Source organism: Aeromonas sp. 603079, from assembly GCF_049172135.1.
Classification (GTDB): Bacteria; Pseudomonadota; Gammaproteobacteria; order Enterobacterales; family Aeromonadaceae; genus Aeromonas; species Aeromonas veronii.
This window is the reverse complement of sequence record NZ_JAAKPX010000012.1, coordinates 42,200-54,387: the sequence shown is the minus strand read 5'-3', so window position 1 is coordinate 54,387 and position 12,188 is coordinate 42,200. Positions and strand designations below refer to the sequence as shown.

Genomic DNA, 12,188 nt, shown 5'->3' with positions numbered 1-12,188 from the left:
TAGAACGCAACATGGTTTCGCATGGGGCATTCTTTTCCAGAAATAAAGTTGCGATGGATCAAGCGGATTGCCGCTTATTGCTTTCGAGGTATTTGATGTTATCCCGAGGTCAGTATGTTAGGCCTCGCCAAACAATTAATAACAAAAAGGTTTGTGAGTTATGTGGAAATGGTTGCACCCTTACGCTAAACCCGAACGGGCCTATCGGCTGGCTGGGACCCTGTTGCCCTGGTTTGCTGTGATAAGTCTGCTATCGTTCATCATCGGCACTGTCTGGGGACTGGCTTTTGCACCCGCCGATTATCAGCAGGGTGACTCCTTCCGGATCATCTATATCCATGTTCCTTCCGCCATTCTTTCGATGGGGGCCTACTCCACCATGGCAGTTGCCGCCTTTATCGGGCTGGTATGGCAACTGCGGATGGCGGACATGACGGTGGCGGCTATCGCACCTGTCGGCGCTGTGTTCACTTTTATTGCACTGTTTACCGGTGCCGCCTGGGGCAAGCCCATGTGGGGAACCTGGTGGGTGTGGGATGCACGGCTCACCTCTGAGCTGATCCTGCTGTTTCTCTATCTCGGCGTGATTGCCCTCTACAACGCCTTCAGTGACAAGGTGGTTGCTGGCCGTGCTGCCGGCATTCTGGCACTGGTGGGGGTGATCAACCTCCCCATCATTCACTACTCGGTGGAGTGGTGGAACACCTTGCACCAGGGGGCCACTATCACCAAGTTTGACAAACCCTCCATCTCTCCCGAGATGCTTTGGCCACTGCTCATCATGATCTTGGCGTTTGTTGCCTTTCTCGGGGCCCTTACCCTGATGCGTTTTCGAAACGAGCTCTTGATGCGGGAGTGGCATCGTCCCTGGGTTCAAGAGATTGCCGAACAGGAGAAGTAAGCATGCACTTTGCCTCATTCAGTGACTTTTTGGCGATGGGCGGTTACGCCTTCTACGTCTGGCTCTCCTTCGGTCTGACCCTGCTCTGTCTGGTCGGTATCATCATTTCTACCCGCATGAAAACCCGTCGTCTGTTTAATGAGTTACGCAGCAAGCAGGCACGCGAGAGCCGTCGCAAGGCGGCCCGGCAGATGGAGAACACCCTATGAACCCGAGACGCAAAAAACGCCTCACCATCATTCTGGCCATCACCCTGGGCCTCGCCACCGTGAGCGGCCTGGTGCTTTACGCCCTCAGTCAGAATATCGACCTCTTCTATACCCCGAGCGAGCTGGTGGAAGGGAAGGGGCCGGACAAGATCAAACCGGAAGAGGGGCAGCGCCTGCGCATTGGTGGTCTGGTGGTCCCCGGCACTGTCAAGCGCGATCCGAACAGCCTCAAGGTTAGCTTCAACCTGATCGACAATGGTGGTCATCAGGTGATGGTGCAATTTGATGGCATCCTGCCGGATCTGTTCCGCGAGGGGCAGGGGATTGTGGCGCAAGGAACTCTCAAGGATGCCACCACGGTCGAAGCGTTCGAGGTACTGGCCAAACACGATGAAAACTACATGCCGCCAGAAGTGGCCGATGCCACCAGTGGCATGCACTTCAAACCTGAATACACCGATGCGCAGTTGAAGGGGAATAAGCCATGATCCCGGAATTAGGACAGTTTGCGCTGATCCTGGCCTTTGCCACCTCCCTGTTGCTGGGTAGCTATCCGCTGCTTGGCGCAAGTCGGGGGCGTCTTGGCATGATGTCGGCGGCTCGTCCGCTCGCCTATGCCCAGTTTTTGTTGCTGCTGCTGTCGTTTCTCTGCCTGACCTGGGCCTTTATCGATAACGACTTTACCGTGCAGTATGTGGCCACTAACTCCAACAGCTTGCTGCCGCTCGCCTATCGTATCTCGGCGGTGTGGGGGGCCCACGAAGGTTCCCTGCTGCTGTGGGTACTGACCCTAGGTGGCTGGACTGCGGCGGTAGCCATGTTCAGCCGCCGTCTGCCGCTCGATGCGGTGGCGCGGGTGCTCGGCGTGTTGGGGCTGATCTCGGTCGGTTTCACCGCCTTCGTGCTGTTCACCTCTGATCCCTTCACCCGCACCTTGCCCTATTTTCCGGTCGATGGCCGTGACCTCAATCCGCTGCTGCAGGATCCGGGTCTCATCTTCCATCCGCCGATGCTCTACATGGGTTATGTAGGATTCTCGGTGGCATTTGCCTTCGCCATAGCCTCATTGATGACCGGTCGTCTTGATGCAACCTGGGCCCGCTGGTCGCGCCCCTGGACCATGGCGGCCTGGGTATTCCTGACCCTCGGCATAGTGCTGGGCTCCTGGTGGGCCTACTACGAGCTCGGTTGGGGCGGCTGGTGGTTCTGGGATCCGGTAGAAAATGCCTCCTTCATGCCCTGGTTGGCGGGTACCGCTCTGCTGCATTCGCTGGCGGTGAGCGAGAAGCGCGCCACCTTCAAGGCGTGGACCGTGCTGCTGGCCCTTTCGGCCTTCTCGCTGAGCCTGCTCGGTACCTTCCTAGTGCGCTCCGGCGTGCTGGTGTCGGTGCATGCGTTTGCCTCCGACCCGACCCGCGGCCTGTTTATTCTCGGCTTCCTGCTGGCGGTGATCGGTTCATCCTTGCTGCTGTTTGCCTTTAAAGGTTCGCAGGTGAAAAGCCACGGCAAGCATGAGCTGTGGAGTCGCGAAACCCTGCTGCTTTGTAACAACATCATGCTGGTGGCTGGCCTGCTGACTGTGCTGCTTGGCACCTTGCTGCCGCTGGTGCACAAGGAGCTGGGGCTGGGGAGCATCTCTATCGGTACTCCCTTCTTCAACCATATCTACAGTTGGCTGATCATTCCGTTTGCCCTGCTGCTGGGGGTTGGTCCGCTGTTTCGCTGGCGCCGCCAGGAGCTTGGCGAGCTCAAGGGCAAGGTGATTCTTGCGCTGGTGCTGAGCCTGGCAGCAGCCCTGCTGTTGCCGCTGATCTTTGCCGAAACCTTCAAGCCGTGGGCTGCGGTGGGGATTGGTCTGGGGGCCTGGGTCATCGTTACCAGCCTGCAGGAGACCTGGGTGCGCGCGACCCACAAGCACAGCTTTGCGGTCGGTGTGCGCAAGCTTGGCAACAGTCACTGGGCTATGATCCTTGGCCATGTGGGGCTGGCAGTCAGCATCATAGGTATCGCCTGCACCCAGAACTACAGCATCGAGAAGGATCTGCGGATGCAGGCGGGTGATCGGGTGCACTTTGCCGATTACGAGTTCGTTTTTGCCGGGATCAAAGAGAAGAACGGCCCCAACTACGATGGCTTCAAGGGCGTGCTGGAAGTGCACAAAAATGGCAAGCAGGTCGCCCTGCTCAAGCCCGAGAAGCGGATGTACACAGTGACCCGGATGCCGATGACCGAAGCGGCCATCGATGCCGGTTTCACGCGAGATCTTTATGCGGCCCTTGGCGAGCAGCTAGACAACAATGCCTGGGCAGTGAGGATCTACTACAAGCCGTTCGTGCGCTGGATCTGGTTCGGCGGCGTCTTTATGGCTATCGGTGGCGTGCTGGCGATGCTCGACAAGCGTTACCGTTTCGGCCGTCGTGAGGAGGAAGCCAAGGCATGAACAAAAAGGTCTGGTTGTTTTTAATTCCCTTTATCGTTTTTTTGCTGGGGGCTGTGTTCCTGTTCAAGGGGCTCTACTCCGATCCCACCAAGCTCGAATCCGTGATGGTGGGCAAGGAGGTACCGGTGTTTACCCTGCAGGACATTTACGATCTGAACAAACAGCACGATCGCAGTATCCTGACCGGTCGCCCCATGCTGCTCAACGTCTGGGCCACCTGGTGCCCGACCTGCTACGGCGAGCACACCTACCTCAAACAGTTGGCAGGGCAGGGCATTCCCATCATCGGCATGAACTACAAGGATGAGCGCGACAAGGCGATCAAATGGCTGGCGGAGCTGGGCAACCCCTATCTGGTCAATCTCTATGATCCGGACGGCATGCTGGGACTGGATCTTGGGGTGTACGGCGCGCCGGAGACCTTCTTTATCGACAGCAAGGGGATCATCCGTTATCGCCACGTGGGGGATATCAATCCCGAGAACTGGGTGTCGACCCTCAAACCCATCTTTGATGCCATGAAGTGAGGGGCGTGCTGATGAGAGTATTTATTGCTTCCCTGCTGCTGTTGCTGGGATGGGTGGTACAAACGCCGGTCATGGCTGCTATCGATGTCTACACCTTCGACAACGACAATCAGGAGCAGGTCTTTCGCGAACTGACCAAAGAGCTGCGCTGCCCCAAGTGCCAGAACCAGGATATCGCCGATTCCAATGCGGGGCTGGCCAAGGACTTGCGCGACAAGACCTACCAGATGGTGCGCGAGGGTAAGGATAAAGAGGAGATCGTGGACTATATGGTTGCCCGCTATGGCAACTTTATTCTCTATAACCCGCCCCTGATGGCATCGACCCTGATCCTCTGGCTTGGCCCGCTGTTAGTGATCGTTATCGGCATCGGCGTGGTGGTGATACGTAGCCGACGCTCTGCGGCAACGTCAGAGCCTGTGGAAAGCACCCTGAGCGATGAAGAGCAGCGTCGCCTGGCCGAGCTGCTCAAAGAGGAAGAGAAACAATGACCGCCTTTTGGATTGTGATTGCGGCCCTGCTGGTGCTGGTGAGTCTGGCTCTGGTGTTACCGTTGTGGCGCAGTGAGGGAAACCAGAGCATCAGTCGCTCGGCGCTCAACAAACAGCTCTATCGTCAGCGCTTGCTAGAGATTGGCGAGGAGCGAGAGCAGGGTGTGCTTGCCGAGGAGCCCGAATCGCTGGTCGAGTTGCAGCGCAGCCTCTTGGATGATATTCCCGATGTGGAGCAGACAGCCCGCAGTGGCAAGAGTCTGAGCTGGATCCCAGGTGTGCTGGTGCTGGTGGTGGTGAGCCTGGGTATCTACTACAAGCTGGGTTCATGGCAGGAGGTGAGCCGCTGGCAGGATGCCAGCAACCGTCTTGGTGAGCTCAGCAACCGGATTCTTGTGGAGCGTGATGCCCAGGTAACCGAGCAGGATCTGCTGGACTTCACGCTGGCACTGCGTACCCGCCTAAAGGATGAACCGAACGACTACCGCGGCTGGTTGCTGCTCGGACGTTTGGCGCTGGATGGCAATGATCCCGAGATGGCCAACGATGCGCTGTCGCGTGCCTACAAGCTTGCTCCCCAGAAATCGCTGGTGGCGGTGCCCTATGCCCAAGCGCTGATGATGACGGGGGAGGAGGTGCAGGCCGATGCACTGCTGCGTGCAGCCATCGCGCAGGAGCCTGATAATATCGAGGCGCGCTCCGTCTATGCCTTTATGGCGCTGCAGAAAGAGGACTTCCAGACCGCGCTGTCTCGCTGGCAGGCGATGTTGCCCTTGATGGAAAAAGGCTCTCCCCGTTATGTGATGGTTGAGCGCTCCATGGAGTATGCCCGCACGCAGCTCAAGCAGCGTGGCATAGAGGTGACGAATTCAGGCGCAGCCAAAACGGGAACAGAGCAGGTAAAGCAGTCTGACGTTAATGAGGGAGAGTTCCCCATCCACATCACGCTGGCTGCGGGCATCCATATGCCGGAAGATGCTCACCTCTTCGTCTTTGCCGTGGTGCCCAACGGACCACCCATGCCCATCGCGGTGAAACGTATCGCTGGGCCAACCCTGCCTGTCACCCTTTCACTGGGGGATGGTGACGCCATGATGGAGGGCAGCAAGCTGGAAGCGTATCCAGAACTGCAGTTCAAGGCGCGTCTCTCGCGTGGTGGCAATGTGATGAACAAGGAAGGAGCCTTCGAAGGGGTATCCGTGCCGGTCAAGACGGCCGAGATCCCTGCTGCTCCGATTGACATCCGCATCGATCACGCCCTCTAATATGCCTTTGGATAACCCGGCTCCTGGATAGGGGCCGGGTTATCTATACTTCTGATAAATCAAAATAAAACGTCAGGACAATCATATGTATCTTCGTTCAGGGGCCATACTGGCAGCCCTCTTGCTGGCTGGCTGTGCCGGTGGTCCACCCAAGCCTGGCCCAGAGAGTCTGGATCTCAATCCCGGCATGAATAATCCGGGCGCAACCAGTACGGCGGCCGATCCGCGCGATCCCTTCCAGGGGGCCAACCGGGCCATGTGGGCGGTCAACTATGATGTGCTGGAGCCCTATGTAGCACGTCCTGTGGTACATGCTTACGCTCGCTATATTCCGGTGGGGGTGAAGGATGGCATTGCCAACTTTGTTGCCAACTTTGATGAGCCAAGCAGCATGGTGAACCATCTGATCACCGGTGATTTGAAGGGGGCAGGGACCAACCTGGGGCGCTTTACCCTCAACACCACCGTCGGTCTGTTGGGTATCTTCGATGTGGCCAAACATGCCGGCCTCGAGCGCAACAAGCTGGAGATGGACACAGTGCTGGGCAGGGCCGATATCGGTAATGGTGCCTACATCATGGTGCCTGTTTACGGTCCGACCACCACTCGGGAGCTGGTTGGTGACACCATTGACACCATCTACTTCCCCTATGCCTTGCTGACTATCCCGTTAAGGGTTACTCATTGGGTTCTGGATGGCTTGGGCAATCGCGCCAAGCTGATCGATCAGGAGCGGATCATCGACAACTCCCTCGACCCCTATGCGCTAACCAAGGACTTCTACCTGCAATATAACCAGGGCAAGGTGACGGGCAAGCAGACCGAGCTGAAAGCGTCTCAGCAAGAGCAGGCCGACGATGCCAATCTGGATGAATACATGGACGAGCTGGACCAGTAAACTGGCTATCTCGATATGTAAAAGGCGCCTGCGGGCGCCTCTTTCATTTACGCAGCCATCTAGATATAAAAAAACGCCCCGCAGTGCGGGGCGTTTTGGCAAGCGAGGCTGATTAGGCAGCCAAGTTCTTGGCCACGAATTCCCAGTTAACCAGAGCCCAGAAGGTTTCCATGTACTTCGGACGCAGGTTGCGGAAGTCGATGTAGTAGGCGTGCTCCCACAGGTCAACGGTCAGCAGCGGGGTGGTACCGGCTTCAGTCAGCGGGCAGCCAGCGTTGGAGGTGTTGACGATAGCCAGAGAGCCGTCAGCTTTTTTCACCAGCCAAGTCCAGCTGGAACCGAAGTTGCCGATGGCTGATTTGGTGAAGGCATCTTTGAACTCGGCGAAGGAGCCGAATGCCTTGTTGATAGCATCAGCCAGGGCGCCAGTCGGCTCGCCACCGCCATTCGGGGAGAGGCAGTGCCAGTAGAAGGTGTGGTTCCAGATCTGGGCGGCGTTGTTGAAGATGCCGCCGTTGGAGGTCTTGATGATCTCTTCCAGAGACTTGCCTTCAAACTCGGTACCCGGCACCAGATTGTTCAGGTTGACCACGTAGGTGTTGTGGTGCTTGCCGTGGTGATATTCCAGAGTTTCCTGGGAGATGTGCGGTTCCAGAGCGTTGATTGCATAGGGCAGAGCGGGAAGTTCGAATGCCATTTTCTACTCTCCATTGGCTGGACCGTGCGAAGGCGACGGTTGCAAGACATTGCGTACTCTTTTCTATATGTGAAAAGAGTTGTTTTTAAAATGATGGGGCTGGGTAGCCCAAAGCCAAGGGATTGTAGCAGTATCAAAGATGGCCTAACAACTCTTGATTGGCGCCATGATCGCGATCAATCCTGTGTGGGTTCTTTGCACAATTCGAGCCGGGTCACCCCTTTGTCAGTTTGTGCTCGGGCAAGATTGCAGTAGAATGGCCGCCGAAATCGCTCTAGTGAGGCACCTATGGAAACTATTGAAAAGATTAAGCAGCAGCTGGCTGACAACCCCATCATCATCTACATGAAGGGCTCCCCCAAGCTACCCAGCTGTGGCTTCTCTGCCCAGGCCTCCCAGGCTCTGATGTCCTGCGGCGAGCCGTTTGCCTACGTTGATATCCTGCAGAATCCGGATATCCGCGCCGAATTGCCAAAATTCGCCAACTGGCCGACCTTCCCGCAACTGTGGGTTGAAGGTGAGCTGATCGGTGGCTGTGACATCATGATCGAGATGTTCCAGGCTGGCGAGTTGCAGGCTCTGATCAAAGAGACTGCTGCCAAGTACAAGAAAGATGATGCAGCAGCCGAGTAATCGGTCCTGTGTTGTCGATAGGGAGCCACATCGGCTCCTTTTTTATTATCCCGGTTCTGGCAGGCAAGCAACTGATTGCCGGTTGCAAAAAGCAACGCGTTCGCCCTGAAAAATCTAATCTTTGCCGCTTTGTTTTGGAGTTGTTAATCATATTGATTTTCCAATCTGCGATTACTTTTTTTAATCATTTTGGATTCAAGTGTTGCTGCCATCACATTTTTTGATAATTTCACCGTAACGCAGTCTCTTTGTAGATTTTTTTGTGTTTATGCTCACATTAATTGCAAGTGATAGAACCTAGTATCGCTTCGCCCTGTGAAATAAAACCCTACAAATTAATAAATAAAAAGAGATTTGCGATGAAGATGTATAGCAATCTGCCCATTGGCCTTCATGATATTACTGAAGCCAAAAAAAGACTGACCAATCATATATACAAGACCGCGCAACTACCCTCTAACTACATCAGCGAACGTTGCCATGGCGAGGTTTACCTCAAGCTTGAAAACATGCAACGTACAGGCTCTTTTAAAATTCGTGGTGCCTTCAACAAACTCAGTTCATTAAGTCTGGAAGACCGACAAAAAGGTGTTGTCGCCTGCTCGGCGGGCAATCATGCCCAAGGTGTATCACTCTCCAGTGCTATGCTGGGAATTGATGCCAAGGTGGTCATGCCTTGCTGTGCCCCCAAATCCAAAATTGCTGCAACCAGTGATTATTCAGCCAAAGTGATCCTCCATGGAAATAGCTTCAATGACACCATTGCCAAAGTCAGCGAAATCGTGGAGATGGAAGGCCGCGTATTTATCCCCCCTTTCGACGATGCAAAAGTGATTGCCGGCCAGGGCACCATTGGCCTGGAAATTATCGAAGATTTGTATGATGTCGATAACATCATAGTGCCGATCGGTGGCGGTGGTTTGATTGCCGGTGTTGCCATGGCTATCAAATCTATTAATCCGACCATCAAGGTGATTGGTGTGCAATCCGAGAATGTGCACGGTATGGCGGCCTCTTTCTATGCCGGTACCATGACCAATCACAGAACCAGCAGCACGTTGGCCGATGGCTGTGATGTGGCAAGACCCGGTTCACTGACCTTCGAAATCGTCAAACAATTGGTGGATGATATTGTACTGGTCACCGAGGATGATATTCGTCATAGCATGGTTGACCTTATTCAGCGCAACAAGGTGATTACCGAAGGAGCGGGAGCTTTGGCCTCGGCAGCGCTGCTCAGTGGCAAGCTGAAACATTATGTCGAAGGTAAAAAGACCGTCAGCATTATTTCGGGTGGCAATATTGATCTGACCCGGATCGCCGAAATTATCGAACAGAACAATATTCGTCAATTTAGCCTGTAAGGAATGCAGTCATGATATTAGACAGTGTTGTAACCGGCAGTAAAGAGAATACGCGTGCATGGCGTAAATCGGATACCACATGGGGATTAGGTCTGTTCGGTACTGCTATCGGGGCGGGGGTCTTGTTCTTTCCAATCCGGGCCGGATATGGTGGCCTGATCCCAATATTAATCATGCTGGTGCTGGCTTACCCCATTGCATTTTATTGCCACAGGGCGTTGGCCAGATTATGTCTTTCTGGCAGTAATCCATCGGCAAATATTACTGAGACCGTTGAAGAACATTTTGGCAAGATGGGGGGAGTGGTAATTACCTTCCTCTATTTCTTTGCCATCTGCCCACTGCTGTGGATATATGGTGTGACGATCACCAATACCTTTATGGCATTTTGGGAGCATCAACTACAGTTGGTTCCGCTTAATCGAGGTGTGGTTGCACTGGCATTGTTGATGTTGATGGCATTCGTGATCTACTTCGGTAAAGATCTGATGGTCAAGGTGATGAGCTATCTGGTCTTTCCCTTTATTGCCAGTCTGATCATTATCTCTCTCTCCCTCGTCCCGTACTGGAACAGTGCCGTCTTTGATCAGGTCAATCTGAGCGAGATATCGATGTTTGGTCACGATGGTATTCTGGTTACCGTCTGGCTGGGGATCTCCATCATGGTCTTCTCCTTCAACTTCTCGCCGATTGTCTCCTCTTTCATTGTCTCCAAACGGGAAGAGTATGAGCAGGAGTTCGGTCGTGATTTTACCGAAAAGCGCTGCTCGAAGATTATCTCCGGTGCCAGCATGCTGATGGTGGCCGTGGTGATGTTCTTTGCCTTCAGCTGCCTCTTTACCCTGTCACCGCAAAATATGGCGGAAGCCAAAGCCCAGAATATTCCGGTGCTCTCCTATCTGGCCAACCACTTCTCCTCAATGACGGGCAGCAAGTCTGCGTTTGCCACCACTCTGGAGTATGCGGCGTCCATCATTGCGCTGGTTGCCATCTTCAAATCCTTCTTCGGCCACTATCTGGGGACGCTGGAAGGGTTGAATGGTCTTATCCTCCGCTTTGGCTATCAGGGCGACAAAAGCAAGGTTTCCAGTAAAAAACTCAATATGGTCAGTATGTTGTTCATCATGGGTTCGACCTGGCTGGTCGCTTATGTGAACCCCAACATCCTCGACCTGATTGAGGCAATGGGGGCGCCAATCATCGCTTCCCTGCTCTGTCTGCTGCCGATGTATGCGGTGAGCAAGACACCGGCACTTGCAAAATATAAAGGTCAGGCCAGCAACCTGTTTGTCACCATCATCGGTGTACTGACCATCCTGAATATAGTTTCCAAGCTGTTCTGAAAACCTTTTCTGCAAGTCATCAGCCATTCAGGCCCCCTGGCGGGGTCTGCATGGCGCAGTCAGAAGTGCGCAATAACCTGTTCTTGGTTGGCCCAATTATGTGGGCCCAGGGCAAGGCTATCCGTGATTTGGCCACCACACTCAGTGGTAAATATGTTCTGACTGCAGTGACTCGACATCATAAATATCGAGGCGATGTAATGAAGTTTGATTCGTTGGTTCTGGTTATCAATTGCGGCTCTTCGTCGGTCAAATTCTCGGTACTGGACAGTAAAACCTGCGAGGTGGTGATATCCGGTATGGCGGATGGTATTGAGACGGCCCATCCCCAATTGCAAGTGGGTAAAGAGCCCGCTATGTCATTACCTGAAAATAACCACACCTGTGCATTGGCTGCCATCGCGGCGGAATTGAAAAAACGGGATCTGCTGGATGCCATTGCACTGGTTGGTCATCGAATTGCGCATGGGGGCAGTGAATTTAGCGAAGCCGTGATCATTGATGAACATGTTCTGGCCAAAATCAAGCAGGTGTCACCCTTGGCCCCCCTGCACAATCACGCCAATCTGAGCGGTGTGATGGCCGCTCGTCAGCTATTTCCCAACCAGCCCCAAATTGCGGTATTTGATACCGGCTTTCACCAGACCCTGAAGCCGGAAGCCTATATCTATGGGCTACCTTATCAATATTTGCAGGATTACGGTGTGCGCCGTTATGGCTTCCATGGCACCTCTCATCGCTATGTCGCCGAGCAGGCGGTCTCCTTCCTTGGGTTGAATGGCAACGATGCCGGTCTGGTCATCGCTCATCTCGGTAATGGCGCCTCTATTTGCGCGGTACAAGATGGCAAGAGCGTCGATACCTCGATGGGGATGACGCCGCTGGAGGGGTTGATCATGGGCAGCCGAAGCGGCGATATCGATTTTGGCGCGCTGGCCTATATCGCCAGCAAGACGGGTCAATCCATCGAGGATATCGAGCGGATATTGAACAAGCACTCCGGCTTGCTCGGTATTTCCGGCCTCTCTTCTGATATGAGGGTGCTGGAGGCGGCTTATCACGAAGGACATCCCGGGGCGAAACTGGCGATCCACGCCTTTGTCCACCGTATTGCCCGCCATATTGGCGGTCATGCCACCTCATTGCGCCGACTGGATGCCGTTATTTTCACCGGCGGGATCGGCGAGAACTCGGCCTTTATCAGAAAGCTGGTATGCGAACGACTTCAGGTATTTGGCGTAGCGATCAGCGAGCCGTTTAACCAGCGTCCCAATAGCGAGGGCTGCCGGGTGATTTCGGCGGCAGAGTCCATGGTACTGGCGGCGGTTATTCCCACCAATGAAGAGAAAATGATCGCGCTGGATGCCATTCGTCTGGGGCAGCAGGTTCGTCAGGCCGAGTGCGTCTGACATCTTCCACT

13 protein-coding genes are annotated in these 12,188 nt (G+C 54.5%); 12 read left to right on the top strand and 1 reads right to left on the bottom strand.

The genetic code is table 11. The annotated features are described in order from the left end of the window. Positions 1-160: 160 nt before the first annotated feature. The 8 genes from G5287_RS10630 to G5287_RS10595 all read left to right on the top strand — a co-directional run bounded on the left by G5287_RS10630 (position 161) and on the right by G5287_RS10595 (position 6,731). Positions 161-901, top strand: a complete 741-nt coding sequence (locus G5287_RS10630) for a heme ABC transporter permease (RefSeq protein WP_216951796.1) — start codon at positions 161-163, stop codon at positions 899-901. Positions 902-903: 2 nt separating this feature from the next. Beyond that, positions 904-1,110, top strand: coding sequence for a heme exporter protein CcmD (gene ccmD / locus G5287_RS10625; RefSeq protein ID WP_216951795.1), 207 nt, complete (start codon positions 904-906; stop codon positions 1,108-1,110). Beyond that, positions 1,107-1,598 (top strand): cytochrome c maturation protein CcmE, encoded by a 492-nt coding sequence (gene ccmE, locus G5287_RS10620; protein WP_005344003.1) that lies wholly within the window; start codon positions 1,107-1,109, stop codon positions 1,596-1,598. Before ccmD ends, ccmE begins: the two co-directional genes overlap by 4 nt. Continuing rightward, complete coding sequence (locus G5287_RS10615; protein ID WP_216951794.1) at positions 1,595-3,550, top strand: heme lyase CcmF/NrfE family subunit; 1,956 nt, start codon at positions 1,595-1,597, stop codon at positions 3,548-3,550. Before ccmE ends, G5287_RS10615 begins: the two co-directional genes overlap by 4 nt. Further along, positions 3,547-4,077 carry a DsbE family thiol:disulfide interchange protein gene (locus tag G5287_RS10610; protein ID WP_227341077.1) on the top strand — a complete coding sequence of 177 codons (531 nt, stop codon included), beginning with the start codon at positions 3,547-3,549 and terminating at the stop codon, positions 4,075-4,077. The genes G5287_RS10615 and G5287_RS10610 overlap by 4 nt, the downstream gene beginning before the upstream one ends. Before the next feature lie 11 nt (positions 4,078-4,088). Continuing rightward, positions 4,089-4,568 carry a cytochrome c-type biogenesis protein gene (locus G5287_RS10605; protein WP_227341076.1) on the top strand — a complete coding sequence of 160 codons (480 nt, stop codon included), beginning with the start codon at positions 4,089-4,091 and terminating at the stop codon, positions 4,566-4,568. Then, positions 4,565-5,833 (top strand): c-type cytochrome biogenesis protein CcmI, encoded by a 1,269-nt coding sequence (ccmI, locus tag G5287_RS10600; RefSeq protein WP_421231261.1) that lies wholly within the window; start codon positions 4,565-4,567, stop codon positions 5,831-5,833. The genes G5287_RS10605 and ccmI overlap by 4 nt, the downstream gene beginning before the upstream one ends. Before the next feature lie 85 nt (positions 5,834-5,918). Continuing rightward, positions 5,919-6,731 (top strand): MlaA family lipoprotein, encoded by an 813-nt coding sequence (locus tag G5287_RS10595; RefSeq protein ID WP_021229893.1) that lies wholly within the window; start codon positions 5,919-5,921, stop codon positions 6,729-6,731. Between the two features lie 112 nt (positions 6,732-6,843). On the opposite strand, the gene sodB is transcribed toward G5287_RS10595, so the two are convergent. Beyond that, positions 6,844-7,428, bottom strand: a complete 585-nt coding sequence (gene sodB, locus G5287_RS10590) for a superoxide dismutase [Fe] (RefSeq protein WP_005334664.1) — start codon at positions 7,426-7,428, stop codon at positions 6,844-6,846. A 288-nt stretch (positions 7,429-7,716) separates the two neighbouring features. On the opposite strand from sodB, the gene G5287_RS10585 reads away from it, so the two are divergent. The 4 genes from G5287_RS10585 to tdcD all read left to right on the top strand — a co-directional run bounded on the left by G5287_RS10585 (position 7,717) and on the right by tdcD (position 12,177). After that, the gene (locus G5287_RS10585) at positions 7,717-8,061 is read left to right on the top strand and encodes a Grx4 family monothiol glutaredoxin (protein WP_005353650.1); all 345 of its coding nucleotides are present in this window, start codon (positions 7,717-7,719) and stop codon (positions 8,059-8,061) included. Between the two features lie 359 nt (positions 8,062-8,420). Next, a complete protein-coding gene (gene tdcB / locus G5287_RS10580; protein WP_005334660.1) occupies positions 8,421-9,425 on the top strand; it encodes a bifunctional threonine ammonia-lyase/L-serine ammonia-lyase TdcB in 1,005 nt (334 codons plus the stop codon). An 11-nt stretch (positions 9,426-9,436) separates the two neighbouring features. Next, positions 9,437-10,768 (top strand): threonine/serine transporter TdcC, encoded by a 1,332-nt coding sequence (gene tdcC, locus G5287_RS10575; RefSeq protein ID WP_421231260.1) that lies wholly within the window; start codon positions 9,437-9,439, stop codon positions 10,766-10,768. A 50-nt stretch (positions 10,769-10,818) separates the two neighbouring features. Then, a complete protein-coding gene (tdcD, locus tag G5287_RS10570) occupies positions 10,819-12,177 on the top strand; it encodes a propionate kinase (RefSeq protein ID WP_421231259.1) in 1,359 nt (452 codons plus the stop codon). Positions 12,178-12,188 lie beyond the last annotated feature (11 nt).

What these genes read in the sequence shown, in the direction of transcription:
- G5287_RS10615 (WP_216951794.1), top strand. Translation starts at nt 1,595, where the DNA reads ATGATCCCGGAATTAGGACAGTTTGCGCTGATCCTGGCCTTTGCCACC.
- G5287_RS10605 (WP_227341076.1), top strand. Translation starts at nt 4,089, where the DNA reads ATGAGAGTATTTATTGCTTCCCTGCTGCTGTTGCTGGGATGGGTGGTA.
- tdcB (WP_005334660.1), top strand. Translation starts at nt 8,421, where the DNA reads ATGAAGATGTATAGCAATCTGCCCATTGGCCTTCATGATATTACTGAA.
- G5287_RS10610 (WP_227341077.1), top strand. Translation starts at nt 3,547, where the DNA reads ATGAACAAAAAGGTCTGGTTGTTTTTAATTCCCTTTATCGTTTTTTTG.
- sodB (WP_005334664.1), bottom strand. Translation starts at nt 7,428, where the DNA reads ATGGCATTCGAACTTCCCGCTCTGCCCTATGCAATCAACGCTCTGGAA.
- ccmE (WP_005344003.1), top strand. Translation starts at nt 1,107, where the DNA reads ATGAACCCGAGACGCAAAAAACGCCTCACCATCATTCTGGCCATCACC.
- G5287_RS10630 (WP_216951796.1), top strand. Translation starts at nt 161, where the DNA reads ATGTGGAAATGGTTGCACCCTTACGCTAAACCCGAACGGGCCTATCGG.
- tdcD (WP_421231259.1), top strand. Translation starts at nt 10,819, where the DNA reads ATGGCGCAGTCAGAAGTGCGCAATAACCTGTTCTTGGTTGGCCCAATT.
- tdcC (WP_421231260.1), top strand. Translation starts at nt 9,437, where the DNA reads ATGATATTAGACAGTGTTGTAACCGGCAGTAAAGAGAATACGCGTGCA.
- ccmI (WP_421231261.1), top strand. Translation starts at nt 4,565, where the DNA reads ATGACCGCCTTTTGGATTGTGATTGCGGCCCTGCTGGTGCTGGTGAGT.
- G5287_RS10585 (WP_005353650.1), top strand. Translation starts at nt 7,717, where the DNA reads ATGGAAACTATTGAAAAGATTAAGCAGCAGCTGGCTGACAACCCCATC.
- ccmD (WP_216951795.1), top strand. Translation starts at nt 904, where the DNA reads ATGCACTTTGCCTCATTCAGTGACTTTTTGGCGATGGGCGGTTACGCC.
- G5287_RS10595 (WP_021229893.1), top strand. Translation starts at nt 5,919, where the DNA reads ATGTATCTTCGTTCAGGGGCCATACTGGCAGCCCTCTTGCTGGCTGGC.